Source organism: Streptomyces sp. NPDC104367, assembly GCF_055583825.1.
Genome location: NZ_JBVJND010000017.1, coordinates 49,320 through 66,716 on the forward strand (window position 1 = coordinate 49,320; position 17,397 = coordinate 66,716).

General features: G+C 73.3%; 15 protein-coding genes and 2 pseudogenes. 2 read left to right on the forward strand and 15 right to left on the reverse strand.

What is annotated here, in order from left to right; all coding sequences use genetic code 11:
- The 8 genes and pseudogenes from ACZ619_RS25060 to ACZ619_RS25095 form a co-directional block, all read right to left on the reverse strand.
- Window positions 1–1,270 (reverse strand): annotated as a pseudogene (locus ACZ619_RS25060) (hypothetical protein); the annotation flags it as partial.
- Entirely contained in the window at window positions 1,267–4,074 is a 2,808-nt protein-coding gene (locus ACZ619_RS25065) for a DEAD/DEAH box helicase (protein ID WP_469602954.1), read from the reverse strand. The pseudogene ACZ619_RS25060 and the gene ACZ619_RS25065, both read right to left, overlap by 4 nt.
- Window positions 4,075–4,171: 97 nt before the next feature.
- A complete protein-coding gene (locus ACZ619_RS25070; protein WP_469602956.1) occupies window positions 4,172–4,753 on the reverse strand; it encodes a sugar kinase in 582 nt (193 codons plus the stop codon).
- Window positions 4,750–5,895, reverse strand: a complete 1,146-nt coding sequence (locus ACZ619_RS25075) for an ROK family glucokinase (protein ID WP_469602959.1) — start codon at window positions 5,893–5,895, stop codon at window positions 4,750–4,752. Before ACZ619_RS25075 ends, ACZ619_RS25070 begins: the two co-directional genes overlap by 4 nt.
- Window positions 5,896–6,007: 112 nt before the next feature.
- The gene (locus tag ACZ619_RS25080; RefSeq protein WP_469602962.1) at window positions 6,008–6,772 is read right to left on the reverse strand and encodes an ATP-binding cassette domain-containing protein; all 765 of its coding nucleotides are present in this window, start codon (window positions 6,770–6,772) and stop codon (window positions 6,008–6,010) included.
- Window positions 6,769–7,809, reverse strand: a complete 1,041-nt coding sequence (locus ACZ619_RS25085; protein WP_469602964.1) for an ABC transporter permease — start codon at window positions 7,807–7,809, stop codon at window positions 6,769–6,771. Before ACZ619_RS25085 ends, ACZ619_RS25080 begins: the two co-directional genes overlap by 4 nt.
- On the reverse strand, window positions 7,806–8,810 hold the full coding sequence (locus tag ACZ619_RS25090) for a sugar ABC transporter substrate-binding protein (protein ID WP_469602967.1): 1,005 nt from the start codon (window positions 8,808–8,810) through the stop codon (window positions 7,806–7,808). Before ACZ619_RS25090 ends, ACZ619_RS25085 begins: the two co-directional genes overlap by 4 nt.
- Before the next feature lie 199 nt (window positions 8,811–9,009).
- Window positions 9,010–9,747, reverse strand: coding sequence for a GntR family transcriptional regulator (locus ACZ619_RS25095; RefSeq protein ID WP_469603280.1), 738 nt, complete (start codon window positions 9,745–9,747; stop codon window positions 9,010–9,012).
- A gap of 130 nt (window positions 9,748–9,877) precedes the next feature.
- Between ACZ619_RS25095 and ACZ619_RS25100 the strand changes: the two genes are divergently transcribed.
- Window positions 9,878–10,906, forward strand: a complete 1,029-nt coding sequence (locus ACZ619_RS25100; RefSeq protein WP_469602969.1) for a Gfo/Idh/MocA family protein — start codon at window positions 9,878–9,880, stop codon at window positions 10,904–10,906.
- A 16-nt stretch (window positions 10,907–10,922) separates the two neighbouring features.
- Here the strand turns inward: ACZ619_RS25100 and ACZ619_RS25105 are convergent.
- From ACZ619_RS25105 to allB, 6 genes and pseudogenes are all read right to left on the reverse strand, one after another.
- Window positions 10,923–11,070 (reverse strand): annotated as a pseudogene (locus ACZ619_RS25105) (sensor histidine kinase); the annotation flags it as partial.
- Between the two features lie 268 nt (window positions 11,071–11,338).
- On the reverse strand, window positions 11,339–11,734 hold the full coding sequence (locus tag ACZ619_RS25110) for a ribonuclease domain-containing protein (RefSeq protein WP_469602971.1): 396 nt from the start codon (window positions 11,732–11,734) through the stop codon (window positions 11,339–11,341).
- Between the two features lie 85 nt (window positions 11,735–11,819).
- Window positions 11,820–12,449 carry a dihydrofolate reductase family protein gene (locus ACZ619_RS25115; RefSeq protein WP_469602974.1) on the reverse strand — a complete coding sequence of 210 codons (630 nt, stop codon included), beginning with the start codon at window positions 12,447–12,449 and terminating at the stop codon, window positions 11,820–11,822.
- A gap of 96 nt (window positions 12,450–12,545) precedes the next feature.
- Entirely contained in the window at window positions 12,546–13,361 is an 816-nt protein-coding gene (locus tag ACZ619_RS25120) for an AIM24 family protein (protein WP_469602976.1), read from the reverse strand.
- Window positions 13,362–13,438: 77 nt separating this feature from the next.
- The gene (gene alc / locus ACZ619_RS25125) at window positions 13,439–14,551 is read right to left on the reverse strand and encodes an allantoicase (protein WP_469602978.1); all 1,113 of its coding nucleotides are present in this window, start codon (window positions 14,549–14,551) and stop codon (window positions 13,439–13,441) included.
- Between the two features lie 50 nt (window positions 14,552–14,601).
- Window positions 14,602–15,939, reverse strand: a complete 1,338-nt coding sequence (gene allB / locus ACZ619_RS25130) for an allantoinase AllB (protein ID WP_469602980.1) — start codon at window positions 15,937–15,939, stop codon at window positions 14,602–14,604.
- 272 nt (window positions 15,940–16,211) lie between these two features.
- Between allB and ACZ619_RS25135 the strand changes: the two genes are divergently transcribed.
- The gene (locus tag ACZ619_RS25135) at window positions 16,212–17,000 is read left to right on the forward strand and encodes an IclR family transcriptional regulator (RefSeq protein ID WP_469602982.1); all 789 of its coding nucleotides are present in this window, start codon (window positions 16,212–16,214) and stop codon (window positions 16,998–17,000) included.
- Window positions 17,001–17,030: 30 nt separating this feature from the next.
- Here ACZ619_RS25135 and ACZ619_RS25140 read toward each other — a convergent pair whose 3' ends face one another.
- Window positions 17,031–17,315 (reverse strand): DUF5955 family protein, encoded by a 285-nt coding sequence (locus ACZ619_RS25140; protein ID WP_469602985.1) that lies wholly within the window; start codon window positions 17,313–17,315, stop codon window positions 17,031–17,033.
- Window positions 17,316–17,397: the final 82 nt, after the last annotated feature.

The window sequence follows — 17,397 nt, forward strand, 5'->3', positions numbered from 1 at the left end:
CCAGGGTCCGGGGACGACGGAAGGCGTCGGCTGTGGAGGGTGACGGCTCGTCGGGGTGGGAGGCGGCCAGGGTCCGGGGACGACGGAAGGCGTCGGCTGTGGAGGGTGACGGCTCGTCGGGGTGGGAGGCGGCCAGGGTCCGGGGACGACGGAAGGCGTCGGGTGTGGAGGGTGACGGCTCGTCGGGGTGGGAGGCGTGTGTGGTCGCGGTGTCGGCGGTGGGGGCGCCGTCGGCGGGCGGGTCGGCCTGCTCTGGGCCCTCCGGCTCGTCCTGGTTCGGAGGCATGCGGAAGGCGGTGGCCAGGAACTGCTTCAGGTCGCGGGCCGTGCGCTGCCGGGGCTCTGCGGCCGGAGCCGGTGCGGGCGCGGGTGCGGTTTCGGCCGCCGCGGCGGCCTCGGCCAGGCGCCGCTTCTCGCGCGCGGCATGCAGGGCCTCCCTGGCGACGTCTCCGGGGCGCGGCGGGGCAGCGGTGTCCGAGCGGGCCTGGACCCCGGCAGCGGGCGAGGCCGCGGGGCGGGGGCGGACGGCGGCATCGGCCTCGTCGCCCCGTTTCTCGCGGCCCTCCGCATCGGCCGGGTCCGGCCGGCCCCGCGCACCCGCCCGTCCCTCCGCGTCCCCATGGCCCGCCGCGCCGGCTCGGCCCTCCGTGTTCCCGTTGCCCACCGCGTCGGCCCGTCCCTCCGCGTCCCCCTTGCCCACCGCGTCGGCTCGGCCCGCCGTGTCCCCGTTGCCCAGCGCGTCGGCCCGTCCCTCCGCGTCCCCCTTGCCCACCGCGTCGGCTCGGCCCGCCGTGTCCCCGTTGCCCGCCGTGTCCGCTCCGCCCCGCACGCGCTGCGCACCCTCCGCGTTCCTCGCGGCGAAGGCGGCCCGCAGCGCCAGCCGAGCAACGTCACCCGGCCTCGACGTACGGTCCCCGGCTCCGGACCCGGACCCGGCCCGGACCCCGGCTCCACTCGCCCGCGAGTCGGCCTCCGGCGTCCGCTCCCCCGCCCCGGCCGCGCCCCACGTCCGCTCCACCTGCTCGGCCGCGCCCACAGCCGCGCCCACGGCCGGGTCCTCCGTCCCGCCTCCCGCCTCGCCTCCCGTCCCGCGTCCCGGCCCGCCTTCGTCCTCGGCCGCGGACGCCGTCGTACCGGCGACGGCGGCCACCGCCTCCTCCGCCGGAGCCGCCTCCTCGCCGCACCCGCCCCCGGTCTCCGCCCCGCGCCCCCGTGCCGCGCGCAGCGCTCGGCGGGCGGCGTCGGCGGGGCGCTGTCCGTCCTCGTTCATGACGTCCTCCGCAACGACACCAGGTCGGACAGCTCGCGGTCCGTCAGTTCGGTCAGGGCGGCCTCGCCGGAGCCGAGGATCGCGTCGGCTAGGGCGCGCTTGGACTCCAGCATCTCGGCGATGCGGTCCTCGACGGTGCCCTCGGTGACCAGGCGGTGGACCTGGACGGGCTGGGTCTGGCCGATGCGGTAGGCGCGGTCGGTGGCCTGTTCCTCCACCGCCGGGTTCCACCAGCGGTCGAAGTGGACGACATGGCCGGCGCGGGTGAGGTTGAGGCCGGTGCCCGCGGCCTTCAGGGACAGCACGAGGACCGGGGTGGCCCCGGCCTGGAAGCGGTCGACCATGCGCTCCCGCTCCGGGACCGGTGTGCCGCCGTGCAGGAGGTCGACGGGGACCGCGCGGGCCCGCAGGTGCGCGGTGATCATGCGGGCCATGCCGACGTACTGGGTGAAGACCAGCACCGAGCCGTCCTCCGCGAGGACGGTGTCCAACAGCTCGTCGAGCAGGGTGAGTTTGCCGGAGCGGACGGCCAGGCCCTCGGCGCCGGACTCCTCCTTCAGGTACAGCGCGGGGTGGTCGCAGATCTGCTTCAGGGCGCCGAGGAGCTTGAGCACCAGGCCCCGGCGGGCGATGCCGTCCGCCGTCTCGATGGCGAGCAGCGACTCGCGCACCACCGCCTCGTACAGCGCGGCCTGTTCGCGGGTGAGCGGGACCGGGTGGTCGGTCTCCGTCTTGGGCGGCAGCTCGGGGACGATGCCCGGGTCGGACTTCCGGCGGCGCAGGAGGAAGGGGCGGACGAGGCGGGCGAGCCTGGTCAGCGCCTCTTCGTCCTCGCCGTTCTCGACCGCGCGCGCGTGGCGGGCGCGGAACGACTTGAGCGGGCCGAGGAGTCCGGGGGTGGTCCAGTCGAGCAGGGCCCACAGTTCGGAGAGGTTGTTCTCGACCGGGGTGCCGGTGAGGGCCACGCGCGCGGGGGTCGGGATGGTGCGCAGCGCCTTGGCGGTCGCCGAGTAGGGGTTCTTGACGTGCTGCGCCTCGTCGGCGACGACCATGCCCCAGGTCTGTTCGGCGAGACGGGCCGCGGCGGCGCGCATGGTGCCGTACGTGGTGAGGACGAAGCCGCCGTCGAGGCCGTCGAGGGAGCGGTCGGGGCCGTGGAAGCGGCGGACGGGGACGCCGGGGGCGAAGCGGGCGATCTCCCGCTGCCAGTTGCCGAGCAGCGAGGCGGGGCAGACCACCAGGGTCGGTTCGCTGCGGGCCCGCTTGAGGTGGAGGGCGATGACGGTGATCGTCTTGCCGAGGCCCATGTCGTCGGCGAGGCAGCCGCCGAGGCCGAGGGAGGTCATGAGGTCGAGCCAGGCCAGGCCCCGGAGCTGGTAGTCGCGCAGGGTGGCGTGCAGTCCTGCGGGCGGTTCGGCGGGGTGGACGCCTGCGGTGAGGCGGTCGCGCAGGGCCGCGAGGAGGCCGACGGGGACCGCCTCGACCTTCTCGCCGTCGATCTCGGCCTCGCCGGTGAGGGCCACGGACAGCGCGTCGACCGGGTCGAGCAGGCCCAGTTCGCGCTTGCGGGCCTTGCGGACCAGGGCCGGGTCGACGAGCACCCACCGGTCCCGCAGCCGTACGACGGGGCGGTGGGCCTCCGCGAGGGCGTCCATCTCGGCGTCGCTGAGCGGGTCCCCGCCGAGCGCCAGCTGCCAGCGGAACTGGAGCAGTTCCTCGCTCTCGAAGAAGCCGGTGCCGTCGGTGGCCGAGCCGGGGGCGGGCCGGACCACCGCGGCGGCGGTCAGGTCCTGTGCCAGGTCCCGGGGCCAGTGGACGGCGACCCCGGCCGCCGCGAGCCTGGTCGCGGCCACCCCGAGGAGCTCCCCCAGCTCCTCCTCGGACAGGGCGAGGACGTCGGGCGTGTCCTGTTCGGCCAGGCGGTCCAGCGGCGGCCACACACGCGCGGCCCGGCGCACGGCCAGCGCCGCGTCCACGCGCGCGCGGGGCCCGAACCCGGCGTCCGACAGCCCCGCCCACAGGGCGGCGGCGTCGGTCATCAGGGTGGGGTCGGCGAGGCTGTGCACCTGGACGACGGCCGCTCCCGCGCGGTGGGCGCCCTCGCCGTCGTCGAACAGGTCGTACGCCGCCAGGTCCAGGCGCAGCGAGACGCGCACGCCCGCGTCCATGCCGGCGGCGACCTCGGCGGCCCACTCGTGGGCGTCGGGGAGGCGCTGGGCCTCGCGGGCGGCGAAGGGCCTGCCGGAGGTGTGCGGGGCGGCCGGGGTGCGGGGCAGGGTGTCGGCGACGGCGTCCAGGAAGGAGCGGATCAGCGCCTCGGGCCGGGGCAGCCGGAGCGGGCCGGGTCCGGGCAGCGGGACGGCGTGGCCCTCGGCGGGCAGGGCGGCGGCGACCGCGCGGACGTGGGCGATGTCGGCGGGCTCCAGGGGGCCGGCCCGCCAGGCGTCGTGTCCGGTGGGGGTCAGGCCCGGCAGCAGCCGGCCGCGGGCGGCGAGCCGCAGCGCGTGCAGGGCGGCGGCGCCCCAGCAGGCGGTGGCGGGATGGGCGGCGGGGTCGCGGCGGGCGTGGACGAGCAGCGGGAGCGCCTGGGCGAGCGGCAGGGTGAGCGCGGGCACCTGCCGGCGGCGGACCCCGGTCCCGTGGCGTCGTACGACCGTCAGTTCCTCGGTCCCGGGGGTGGGCAGGGGGTGCCCGTCGGGGTCCCAGAAGGCGATCCGGCCGTGGCGGGGCAGGTCGGCGGGGAGGTAGACGGCGGCCAGGCGCACCGGCACGTCGGTCTGGGTCTCGGACACCGCGCCGCTCATACGTTCTGCCACCTCCCGCCCGCCTGTCGGATCGAATGTCTCCGACTGTACGGGCGGGGTCTGACAATCGGCCCCGGCGACCGGCCGGGCCCGGTCGCTAGGGCACGGTGCGCGAGACGACGTAGATCATCGGGTAGTTGGGGTCGGCCGTGTTCACGACCACGTCCTGGGTGGGCTCCGGGTTCTTCTGGGTGTGCGTCAGGCCCGACCAGGTGCCCGGGCCGGTGAAGTCCCAGCCGGTGACCTTCTGGTCGCGGGCGCCGATGGTGATGTCGTCCTTCCTGAGGGCGTCCCGGTCGACGCCGATGCCCGCCAGGAAGCTGTCCAGGCCGGCGCTGTTGGTGCGGAACTGGACGTAGAGACGGCTGGTCTTCCAGTTGTTCGTCTCGTAGTACGCGATCGTGTCGGCCGGATGCGGGACGGGCACCTGGTAGAGGCGCCGCTGCACCTTGGACGGCCAGCCCGCGCTGAGGCCGGTCGCCGAGTACTTGGCCTCCTTGTCCTTGCCGCTGTTGCGGCTCTGGTTGGCGGAGATCACCAGGTAGCCGGCCGGTACGCCGATGAGCAGCACGATGATCAGCAGGGTCAGCGTCCGGCGCCGGGCCCGGTGGCCGGGGGTCTCGGCCGGGCGCCTCGGTTCGTCCGGGGGCGCGGCCTGGTGGGGCAGCGACGCGATCATGCGGAGTCCTGGGTACGGCGGGCCTCCGCGTACCGCTCGTAGCGCTCGTAACGCTCGACCCGGCGCCGCTTGGCGCGCCGGAAGCGGCGGGCGACGAGCCGGGCGAGGTCGGCGGCGCCGACCATGCCGGCCTCGGGGCCCAGCTGGGCGCGGGCGATGCGGGCCTCGGGGCGGTAGCCGCGGCCGGTGAGCTGGCGCTTGAACGCGTCCCGCGCGGGGCCGATCAGCAGGTCGTCGGCGGCGCTGACGCCACCGCCGATGACGAAGCAGGAGGGGTCGAGGGCGGCGGCGAGGTTGGCGATGCCGACACCGAGCCACTGGCCGATGTCCTGGAGCAGCTCGATGCACATGGCGTCGCCCTCGCGGGCCAGCTCCGTGATCATCGGGCCGGTGATGTCGTCGATGTTGCCCTTGACGTGCTCGATGATCCCGTAGGCCACCGGGGAGTCGGCCAGGGCCAGCTCCTTGGCCTCGCGGACCAGCGCGTTGCCGGAGCTGTACTGCTCCCAGCAGCCGCGGTTGCCGCACGGGCAGCGGTGGCCGCCGGGGACGACCTGCATGTGGCCGAACTCGCCGGCGACGCCGTACTTGCCGCGCTTGACCTGGCCGTCCTCCAGGATCGCGCCGCCGATGCCGGTGCCGAGGGTGATCATGACCAGGTGGTCCTCGCCGCGGCCGGCGCCGAACCGCCACTCGGCCCAGGCGGCGGTGTTGGCGTCGTTGTCGACGAGCACGGGCACCGAGAGGCGGCCGGAGAGGCGGTCGCGCAGCGGTTCGTTCCGCCAGGACAGGTGGGGGGCGAACAGGACGCGGTTGCGGTCCGCGTCGACCCAGCCGGCGGCGCCGATGCCGACCGCGTGCACGTCGTGCCGGTCGGAGAGGTCCAGGACCAGTTCGACGATCGTGTCCTCGACGACCTTCGGGCTCTTGGACTTGTCCGGGGTCTCCGTGCGGAGCTTCTCCAGGATGTTGCCGTCGGCGTCCACGACACCCGCCATCACCTTGGTGCCGCCGATGTCGATACCGACGGTGGGCACGCGGGGCGCCGTCAGGTGTGACCGGCGTTCCCGGGTGCCGACGGTGCGCAGGACCGGGGCTCGGCGGGAGCCGATGGGGGCGGTGAGGTCGCGGTAGGTGCTCATCGGGCTTGATTGTGCCTCACCGAAAGGGGCGGCGCCGTTTGGGGGAGATAAGGAACCGGTGCGCTGCCGGACGCGGCGTGTGGGGCCGGTCGCGCCGTTTCCCGCGCCCTTTTCAGGGGCGCCGCAGTTCGTGGCGGAGCGCGTCCAGGTCGCTGCCGCCCGCCATCTGGCGCGTCAGCTCCTCCAGCGTGATCTCGTCACGTGTCCGGGCGGCCACCAGCTCGCCGCGCCTGAGCAGCACGAAACTGTCCCCCACCAGGTACGCGTGATGCGGGTTGTGGGTGATCAACACAACACCGAGTCCCCGGTCACGGGCGGCCGCCACGTATGTGAGGACCACGCCGGACTGCTTCACTCCGAGTGCGGCCGTCGGCTCGTCCAGGATCAGGACCTTCGCGCCGAAGTACACGGCCCGGGCGATGGCCACGCACTGGCGTTCGCCGCCCGACAGGGTGCCGATGGGCTGGTCGACGTCGCGCAGGTCGATGCCCATGCGGAGGAGTTCGGCGTGCGTGGTGCGGCGCATGAAGTCGACGTCCAGGCGCCTGAGCACGCCCTTGCGGGGTTCCGAGCCGAGGAAGAAGTTGCGCCACACCGGCATGAGCGGGACCACCGCCAGGTCCTGGTGGACGGTGGCGATGCCGCGGTCCAGGGCGTCGCGCGGGGAGGTGAGGACCGTCTCCTCGCCGTCGATGCGCAGGGTGCCGCCGTCGTGCCGGTGCAGGCCCGCGACGATCTTGATGAGGGTGGACTTGCCGGCGCCGTTGTCCCCGAGGACGCAGGTGATCCGGCCCGCGTGGACCTCCAGGGAGACCCCTTCCAGGGCGCGGACGGTGCCGTAGTGCTTGCTGACGCCGGACAGCTGGACGAGGGTCATGCGGTGGCCTCCGCGCGCTTGCGGACCCAGGTGTTGAGCAGGGTCGCGAGGAGCAGCATCGCCCCGAGGAAGAACTTGAACCAGTCGGGGTTCCACTCGGCGAAGACGATGCCCTTGCTGGTCATGCCGAAGATGAGCGCCCCGACCGCCGAGCCGGCCGCGCTGCCGTGGCCGCCGGTGATCAGGCAGCCGCCGATGACGGCCGCGATGATGTAGATCAGCTCGTTGCCGACGCCCTCGCCGGACTGGACGGCGTCGTACGAGAAGAGCAGGTGCTGGCCGCAGACCCAGGCGCCGAACGCCACGCCCGTGTAGAGGCCGATCCTGGTCCTCGCGACGGGGACGCCGACCGCGCGGGCCGCGTCCTGGTTGCCGCCGACCGCGAAGATCCAGTTGCCGGCGCGGGTGCGCAGCAGGATCCAGGAGGCGGCCGCGACCAGGGCGAGCCACCACAGGATCGTGATCCTGACGTCGACCCCGCCGACGGTCAGGGTCGAGGCGAAGACCGCGCGGGCGGACGCGAAGCCCTCCATGTCGGCGACGGACTTGGTGGAGACCGTGCCGTCGATCAGCTTGGTGAGGCCGAGGTTCGCGCCGGTCAGCATCAGGAAGGTGCCCAGGGTGACGATGAAGCTGGGCAGCCTGGTGCGGGTGAGCACGAAGCCGTTGAAGGCGCCGACGGCCAGGGTGACGACGAGGGAGACCGCGACGCCCACCCAGGTGTTCGCCGTCAGCTGGTAGCTGAACATCGAGGAGACCAGCGCGGAGGACGTGACCAGGACGCCGGCCGAGAGGTCGAACTCGCCGCCGATCATCAGCAGCGCCACCGGGACGGCCATGATGCCGATCGTCGAGGAGGCGTAGAGGACCGTGCTGAGGCTCGACGGGCGCAGGAAGCCGTCGGCGGCCAGGGCGAAGAAGAGGAAGACGGCGAGGGCGCCGACGACCGAGCCGAGTTCGGGGCGGGTGAGCAGCTTCCGCAGCGGAGAGGTCCGCAGAATCCTTTCATCAACCGCTTTGTCCAGCGCCGCGCTCATCGGGTGCCCCGCTCGGTGTACTTCTCCAGGGCGGCCGCCTGGTCCTTGGTGACGATCTGCGGGCCGGTGAGCACCGGCTGCCCGCCGCCGAGGACGTCGCCGTTGTACTTGTAGAGCCAGAGCAGGTCGACCGCCTGGTAGCCCTGGAGGTACGGCTGCTGGTCCACGGCGAAGCCGAGGGTGCCGTCCTTCAGCCCGGCGGCGACCTTGGCGTTGAGGTCGAAGGTGTCGACCTCGGCCTTGCTGCCGGCCTCCGTCCGTGCCTTGACGGCGGTGTCGGCGTAGGGCGCGCCGAGCGTGACGACCGCGTCGACGGACCTGTCGGCCTGGAGCTTCGCCTCGATGGAGGACTGCACGTCGGGCATGCTGGTGCCGTTGACGTAGAGGTTCTCGACGGTGCCGTCGAACTTCTCGGCGACTCCGGCGCAGCGCTGCTCGTGGCCGACGTTGCCCTGCTCGTGCAGGACGCACAGGACCTTCTTGCGGCCGCGCTCGTTCAGCTCCTCGCCGACCGCCCGGCCCGCCACCTTCTCGTCCTGGCCGATGTGCGCGAGGGCACCGAAGGCCCTGGACTCCGCGGAGCCGGAGTTCACGGTGATCACCGGGATGCCGGCCTTCTCGGCGCGGGCCACGGCCGCCTTGAGGGCGTCGGGCTTGGCGAGGGTGACGATGATCCCGTCGACCTTCTTGTCGACCGCCGCGTCCACCAGCTGCGCCTGCTGCTGGGCCTCGTCGTCGTGCGAGTAGAGGAAGTTGACGTTGTCCTTGCGGGCGGCCTGCTCCGCGCCGTTCTGCACGATGTCCCAGAAGGTGTCGCCGTCGCCCGAGTGGCTGATCATCGCGAAGGTCCAGCGGGGGGTGCTCACCGCCGCCTCGCCCTGGGCCGCCGCTGCCGCCCGGGCGTCCTCCGCCCGCTTGCCGCCGGTACTGCTGCACCCGGCGAGGCAGAGACTCAGCGTCCCCGCCACCGCGATGCCCACCCAGGTCCGAAACCGTGCCACGAGGCCGTGCCCTTCTTGCCGTGCTCTTCACATGCGAGAGGGGCGGGCGCGCTCACCGTCGGTGACCACCGGCGGCGACCTCACCTGCCCCAAACACTTCAGTATCGAACACGGGGTACACGCCTTACAGAGGCGGGGGCCGGACACGGGTCACATTGTCCGGACATTATGACCGGCGCAGCGCTCCCAGGGGCGGCGCTCAGGCCCGTACGAGCAGTTGGAACTCGAAGGAGTAGCGGGTCGGCCGGTAGATGTGGTCGCCGAACTCGACGGCGCGGCCGGTGTCGTCGTACGTGGTGCGCTGCATGGTGAGCAGCGGGGCGCCCTCCGCCTCGGCCAGCCGCTCGGCCTCGACGGCGGTGGCGCCGCGCGCGCCGATGGACTGGCGGGCGCTGTGCAGGGTGATGCCCGCGGACCGCATCAGGCGGTACAGGCCGGTCGCCTCCAGCTGCCCGGTGTCGAGGTCGAGCAGACCGGGCGGCAGGTGGTTGATCAGGTACGCCATCGGCTCGCCGTGTGCCAGACGGAGCCGCTCGATCCGGTGCACCTCGGTGTCCTCGGCGACCCCGAGCGCCGCCGCGACTTCCGCCGACGCCGGGACGACGGTGTTGACCAGCACCGTCGTCGCGGGGCGCTGGCCGGCCGACTCCAGGTCGTCGTAGAGGCTGCTGAGCTCCAGCGGGCGTTTGACCTGGCTGTGCACGACCTGGGTGCCGACGCCCCGGCGGCGGACGAGCAGACCCTTGTCGACCAGGGACTGGATGGCCTGGCGGACGGTCGGGCGGGACAGGCCGAGCCGCGCGGCCAGCTCGATCTCGTTGCCCAGCAGGCTGCCGGGGGTGAGCGAGCCGTGCTCGATCGCGGCCTCCAGCTGCTGGGCCAGCTGGAAGTACAACGGGACCGGCGAGCTCCGGTCCACGCTGAGGTCGAGCGTCACGGTCGGGTCCACTTCTGGTTTCGGCACGGGCCCGAGCGTATCCCCGTGCCGGGTTGACGGGAAGTTGTGTAGTTCGGTTGTCCGGACATGCGGATTGACAGCGCACGGGGTGCACCAGCACCTTGTTCCCATGCGCATCGGGGTCATCGGTACGGGTCGCATCGGCGCCATCCACGCGAACACGCTCAGCCGCAATCGTGAGGTCGGGTCCTTGATCCTCACGGACGTGGATCCGGCACGGGCCCAGGATCTGGCGCATCGCCTCGGGGAGACGGCGGCGCCCGGGACGGACGAGATCTTCAGGTGGGGCGTGGACGCCGTGGTGATCACCACCGCGACCTCGGCGCACGCCGATCTGATCGGCCGGGCGGCCCGGTCCGGGCTGCCGGTCTTCTGCGAGAAGCCGATCGCCCTGGACCTGCCGGGCACGCTGCACGCCCTGGCCGAGGTGGAGAAGGCCGGGACGGTGCTCCAGATGGGCTTCCAGCGGCGCTTCGACAGGGGCTACGTGGGCGCCCGGGAGGCGGTGCGCTCGGGCCGGCTCGGGCGGCTGCACACCGTACGGGCGCTGACCTCCGACCAGTCCCCGCCCCCGCCGGAGTGGCTGCCGCTGTCCGGCGGGCTGTTCCGGGACACGCTGATCCACGACTTCGACGTGCTGCGCTGGGTGACCGGCCGCGAGGTCGTCGACGTGTACGCGACCGGTTCGGACGCGGGGCCCGCGATGTTCCGCGAGGCCGGGGACGTCGACACGGGCGCGGCGGTGCTCACCCTGGACGACGGCACGCTGGCCACGGCCACGGCGGCCCGGCTCAACGGCGCCGGGTACGACGTGCGCATGGAGCTCTCCGGGGAGCGGGACACCGTCGTGGTCGGCCTGGACGACCGGACGCCGGTGGCCTCCACCGAGCCGACCGGGCCGCCTCCCGCGGACAAGCCCTGGCCCGGCTTCCTGGAGCGGTTCGGGCCCGCCTACGAGGCCGAGCTGTGCGCCTTCGTCGACGTGGTCCGCGGCGAGCTGGCCAACCCCTGCGACGGGCGCGAGGCGCTCCAGGCGCTCAGGATCGCGGAGGCCTGCGAGCTGTCCCGGCACGAACGCAGGCCGGTGGCGCTCGCGGAGATCCCGGACCGGCTCGCCTGGGGGCCCTCGGCCGGCTGACGGCCCTCACCACCGGCGCGCAGGGTCAGCCGGTGCGCGAGGACGTCGTGCATCTCGCGGGCGATCGCCTCCGGGGGCAGCCGCTGGGCCCGTTCGGCCCGCAGCCCGGCCTCGGTCTCGGCGCGCCGGGCCCGGTCGCGCAGGGTCAGCATCAGCTGCCGCCGCCCCAGGGCCCCCGGGCACCTGGCGGCACGGTCCCAAGGTCCACACGCGCGTGGCCGCCGTCCCAGGGCCCACGCGCGCGTGGCGGCAGTCCGCGGCGGCGGGTACGACTCGCCCCGCGGCCGGCGTGGGGGAAGGCCGCGGGGCGAGAGCCGTGGTGTGCGACGGCTGGTGGAGCTCATCGGAGCCGGAGGTCCGGCTGAACGCGGACCGGACCTCCGGCTGGTCGCGCCGTTCCCCGGCGCCGGACCGGCCGGCCCGATCGACGACTCAGCAGTCGAAGTCGATCAGGTCGAACGAGGCGTAGTGGTCCGACGTGTAGTAGTCCTCCTGGTACTCCTCGCCGGTCACGATGCGTCGCGCCCCGCGCGTGGAGGAGCCGGGCGTGATGACCGTGTACTCGTGGTAGTAACCGGTGGCCTCGGAGGGCAGGATGCCTTCCGCGTTGCGGAAGACGGTCCCGTCCTGCGAGTACGGGAACGGACCGTCCGACGCGATCAGGTCGAGCGTGTCGTAGGCCTGCGACGGCAGATCGCTGTAGCAGATGCTGCCGACCGAGGCGGCGGCCGCGTCAGCCGTGGTGGCGGAGACGGCGCCGCCGACGAGGAGCGCGGAGAGCAGGGCGCCCGCGGCGCCGATGCGGGTGATTCGTGGGGGGAATCTCATGCCTCCATGATGACGCGCGTAGACAGTGGCATGTCAATGACAAGCCCGAAGAATTTCCCGCCAAGTCGCCGGAGTTTTCAGGGAGTTAACCTACGTTCCCGTCGGCGGCGAACGAGCCGTACGTGGGGCGGCCGTCGAGGTCGTACGACTGGACGGAGACGCCCGTCGTGGTGATCAGTCCGCCGGTGTGCCGGAACCTGGTCGGCACCGCGCCCTCCCGGAGGAAACGGCGTCCCGAGCCCAGGACGACCGGGAACGTCAGCAGGTGGAGGGTGTCCACGAGGCCCAGGTCCAGCAGGGAGCCGACCAGCGCGCCGCTGCCGTGCACCTGGAGTTCGCCGTCGGTGCGCTCCTTGAGGGCCGTGACCTCCTTGGCGAGGTCGCCGCCGAGCACGGTGGTGCCGGACCACGCGGGGTCGGTCAGGGTCGCCGACGGCACGTACTTGGGCAGCGCGTTCAGCCTGCTCGCGACCGGGTCGGCCGGGTCGGTCACCTTCGGCCAGTACGAGGCGAAGATGTCGTAGGTACGGCGGCCGAGCAGGAACGCCCCGGCCCGGGCGAAGCTCTCGACGACGAACCCGCCGAAGTCCTCGTCGCCGAACGGATGGGTCCAGCCGCCGTGCGTGAAGCCGCCGCCGGGGTCCTCCTCGGGGCCGCCGGGCGCCTGGTAGACGCCGTCGAGGGTGACGAACAGGGTGGAGACGAGCTTGCCCATGAGGGGTGCCTCTTCCTGGGGTGGGGGCTGTCTGTCATCAGCTCAGACCCCGCGGCCGCCCGCAACTCATCGGTGGCCGCCCCGGCACCTCGCGCGTCACCCCGTGTGCGTGGAGAACAGTCCGCCGGTCGGGCCCTGCTTGTCGCCGCCCTGGGCCTTCTTCAGGGCGTTGGCGAGGCTCTCGATGGTGAGCGACTGGAGGATCACCCGGCCGTTGCCCTCCAGGGTGGCCAGGGAGAGCCCCTCGCCGCCGAAGACGGCGTTCATGACGCCCTGGCGGTTGAGGCCGCCGACGCGCTGGACGCCGTACTCGATACCCTCCTCGAAGGCGACGACACAGCCCGTGTCGACCTCGATACGGCCGCCGAAGTCGGCGGGGTTGAGGTCGATGAAGTTGCCCGCGCCGGCGATGATCACCGTGCCGTGGCCGGTGAACTTCTCCAGGATGAAGCCCTCGCCGCCGCTCATGCCGGTGCGGCCGCCCTGGAAGGCGATGCCGAACTCGACGGTGGACTCGGCGGCGACGAACGCGTCCTTCTCCGCGAACCACGCGCGCGTGCCGGTCAGTTCCAGGGCGCGCATCTCGCCGGGCAGGACGCCCGCGAAGCCGACGGTGCCCTGGCCGCCCTGGGAGGTGAAGTACTGGAACGCCAGCGACTCGCCCGCGAGCATGCGCTGGCCGACCTGCATGGCGGTGCCCATGGCCTGGCGCAGCATGCCGCCCATGCCGCCGCCCGCGCCGCCCTGCTGCCGGCCGCCGTTGCCCGACGGTCCGCCGAGCCGGGTCTCCATGGTCACGTTCGTCGTCTTGAACAGGAACTTGCCGGCTTCGCAGTACACGGTCTGGCCGGGGTGCAGGTTGACGACCGCCATCTGCATGGCGTTGCCGACGATCTCTTGCTGAAGGGTCACGGGAGAACAACGTAGCGGGCGGCCCGCGGGTTCCACCGTCCGCCCACCCAGGCGGGCGGACGGACGGGCGGCGGGGGTCAGGAGAGTTCGCGGTGCCTCGTCGTCAGGGCCGCCGCCCCCGCCTCCGTCGGGGAGCCGTGCAGGCGGAGCCGGGAGATGCCGCCGTCGGGGAAGATGTCCACGCGCGCGTGCGTGCCGACCGCGGGGGCGGGCAGCACGAAGCGGTGGTTCGTGTCCGGCTGGAGGCGGGTGCGCGGCAGGATCTCGCGCCACTCGCCGTCCTCGCCGTCCTGCACCGACACCGACGCCCAGCCCGCGCTGTTGCCCTTCAGGTACGCCGTGTCGATCTCGACGGCGCGGATCTGGGACTGGGCGGTCAGGCGGTAGCGGATCCAGTCGTTGCCCCGGTCGCGGCGGCGGCGCGTCTCCCAGCCGTCGTCCATCTTGCGGGAACGGCCCGGCTGGATGGTGTTGGTGGCCGGCGAGTAGAAGAGGTCCGACGCGTCCTCGACCCGGCCGCCGTTCTCCAGGGCGGCCACGTCGAAGGTGCCCAGCGCCGCCAGCCACTGCGGGTCCGGGACAACCTCGCCGTACACGCGCAGGCGGGCGATGCCGCCGTCGGGGTGCTGGTTGACGCGGAGGTGGGTGAAGCGCTGTTCGACGGAGACGGCGAAGCCGTTGGCCGCGTGGCCGCCGACCGGCGTGCGCGGGACGAGCGTCGTCCACTTGACGTCGTCGGCCAGCAGGTCCTGCGGGGAGGGCGAGCCGGGTACGGACGTGCCCTCGACGGACACGGCCTGCGGGTGGTTGCCGCGGAAGTGGGCCGTGTCGACGACGATCCCGCGGACCACCCCGGGCGCGCCGAGGCGGACCAGCGCCCAGTCGTGGTCCTCGGCCGTCGGCCACGGGTGCCCGGCCGAGGCGCCGCGGCGGCGGCGCGTCTCCCACCCGTCCATGACCTTGCCCTTGTGCCCGAAGTGCTCGGGGTCGAACTCGGCCCGTCCGGGCACCAGCAGGTTCTCCCGCTGGGCGAAGAACTCGTCGTTGGCGGCGATGACTCCGGCGCCGAGCTGCCGGCCGGCGAGGTCGGCGTACCGGGTGAAGGGGAAGTCGGCGGTGCGGTAGTCCGCGTACGGGTCGCCGCCGGGGTAGGGGTGCGCGTCGCCGGTGAAGGTCGGGATCGCCGTCAAAGGTCTTCCTTTCGGTGTCGGCCGCTGCGGGTGCGGAGGGGAAGCGGGGTTCAGGGGCGGGTCAGGAGCCGGCCGCGCGGAGGCGTGAACACGCCGTCCGCGAAGACGCGTTCGCCGCGCAGCCAGGTGGACCGCACGACGCCGTGCAGGGTCCGCCCGGCGTAGGCGGTGACCCGGTTGCGGTGCTGGAGGCCGGCCGGGTCGACGGTGAAGGTCTCGTCGGGCGCGAGGACGGCGAAGTCGGCGTCCCGGCCCGGTGCGATGGCGCCCTTGCGGTCGTCGAGGCCGACGAGCGCGGCCGTGCGCGCGGACATCCAGCGGACCACGTCGTCGAGGCCGTGACCGCGTCTGCGGGCTTCCGTCCACACGGCGGGGAGGCTCAGCTGGAGGCCGGAGATGCCGCCCCACGCGGTCGCGAAGTCCGGGGTCTTGAGGTCGGCCGTGGAGGGCGAGTGGTCGGTGACCACGCAGTCGACGGTGCCGTCGGCCAGCGCCTGCCAGAGCAGGTCCTGGTTGGCCGCCTCACGGATCGGCGGGCAGCACTTGAACTCGCTGGCGCCGTCCGGGACTTCCTCGGCGGTGAGGGTGAGGTAGTGCGGGCAGGTCTCGACGGTGAGCCGGACGCCGTCCCGCCTGGCCTCGGCGATCAGGGGCAGCGCGTCGGAGGAGGACAGGTGCAGGATGTGCACGCGCGCGTGGAGGCGTTTCGCCTGGGCGATCAGCTGGGCGATCGCGGTGTCCTCGGCGTCGCGGGGGCGGGAGGCGAGGAAGTCGGCGTACTTCGGGCCGCCGTGCTGCGGGGCGGCGTCCAGGTGGTGCGGGTCCTCGGCGTGCACGATCAGCAGGCCGCCGAAGGCGGAGATCTCCGCCAGGGACCGGGCCAGCCGCTCCTGGTCGAGATGCGGGAACTCGTCCACGCCGGAGGGCGACAGGAACGCCTTGAAGCCGAAGACGCCGGCCTCGTGCAGCGGGCGCAGGTCCTTGACGTTGTCGGGCAGCGCGCCGCCCCAGAAGCCGACGTCGACGTGCGCCTTGTCGGCGGCGACCTCGCGCTTGACCCGGAGGTTGTCGACGGTGGTGGTCGGCGGGAGGGAGTTGAGCGGCATGTCGACGAGGGCCGTGATGCCGCCGGCCGCCGCCGCGCGGGTGGCCGTCCAGAAGCCCTCCCACTCGGTGCGGCCCGGGTCGTTCACGTGCACGTGGGTGTCGACCAGGCCGGGCAGCAGGACGTCGTCGCCGAGGTCCTCCAGCGCGGCGCCCTCCGGGACGGGAGCGTCGTGGGGCAGTACGGCCGTGATCGTCCCGGCGGACACGGTGACCGAGGCGGCCCGTGTCCCCTCCGGGGTGATGACGCGCGTCGAGCGCAGCACCAGTTCAGCGTCGGACACCCGGACCCCTCTCTCTGCCGCCGTTTTACTTCCGGGAAACGGGATTTACACCCATGTAACGGAATTCAACGTTCTGTTGAAGGAGTCTTCACTCCCGCCCGCACGCCGTCAAGGGCACACTGATTCCCGGGGCACCACGGGCGCCCACTCTGGACGTTTCCACAAAGCGGAATTAGACTTCCGGCAAGCAGAACGTAGCTACGCACAAGCGGGGAGTCAACCGACCGCCGGGTAGGCTTCTGCCCTTCCGCCCGCCCCGAAAGGAACGCGCCGTGCCGACGTCCAGCGCCAGCACCCCCGACTCCGCCAGGTCCGGCGGCGGGGTCCAGTCCCTAGAGCGCGCCTTCGATCTGCTGGAGCGGATGGCGGACGCGGGCGGCGAGGTCGGGCTCAGCGAGCTGTCCGCGAGCAGCGGGCTGCCGCTGCCGACGATCCACCGGCTGATGCGCACGCTCGTGGCCTGCGGTTACGTACGCCAGCAGCCCAACCGGCGGTACGCGCTCGGGCCGCGGCTGATCCGGCTCGGCGAGTCGGCGTCCCGGCTGCTGGGCACCTGGGCGCGGCCGTATCTGGCGCGGCTGGTCGAGGAGACCGGGGAGACGGCGAACATGGCGCTGCTCGACGGCGACGAGATCGTGTACGTGGCCCAGGTGCCGTCGAAGCACTCGATGAGGATGTTCACCGAGGTGGGCCGCCGGGTCCTGCCGCACTCCACCGGCGTGGGCAAGGCCCTGCTGGCGAACGTGCCCGACGCCGAGGTACGGGCCCTGCTGGGGCGGACGGGGATGCCCGCGGCGACGGAGCGGACGATCACGACGCCGGACGGCTTCCTGAGCGCCCTGGCGGAGGTACGGCAGCTGGGGTACGCGGTGGACGACAACGAGCAGGAGGTCGGGGTGCGCTGCCTCGCCGTGTCCGTGCCCGACTCGCCCACCGCCGCGGCCATCTCGATCTCCGGACCGGCGGGACGGGTCACCGAGGCGGCCACCGAGAAGATCGTGCCGGTGCTCCGGCAGGTGGCCGTCGAACTGTCCGAGGCACTGGCGAGCTCAGGCGTCTGAACCCCGCGGACGCGCGGGCCCGGCGGTGCCTCACCGCCTCGGCTCCCCGAACAGGTCCACCGCCTCGCGCACGTCCGAGAGTCCGCGGGACAGCGCGCTCACCGAGCCGATCGCCCCCGCGATCAGCAGCAACGAGCGGCGCAGGCGGGGGATTTCCGGCATGCCGCCGGTGGCCATGGCGGCCAGGGCCGCCAGTTCGTCCTCCGCTATCGCGCGGTCCGGGAACTCGGCCGGATGGGCGGCCAGTTCACGGCGCAGCCGGGAGACCGCCGTGCGTAGTTCGGTGACTCTCGGATCATCGTTACTGCCGGTCACTGGCCTCTGTCCCAAGCTCCGCAACACAGCTCTCCCCCCTCGCCAGGTGTCCCGCGGCGTTGGTCGGGCGCCTGGGGACGCG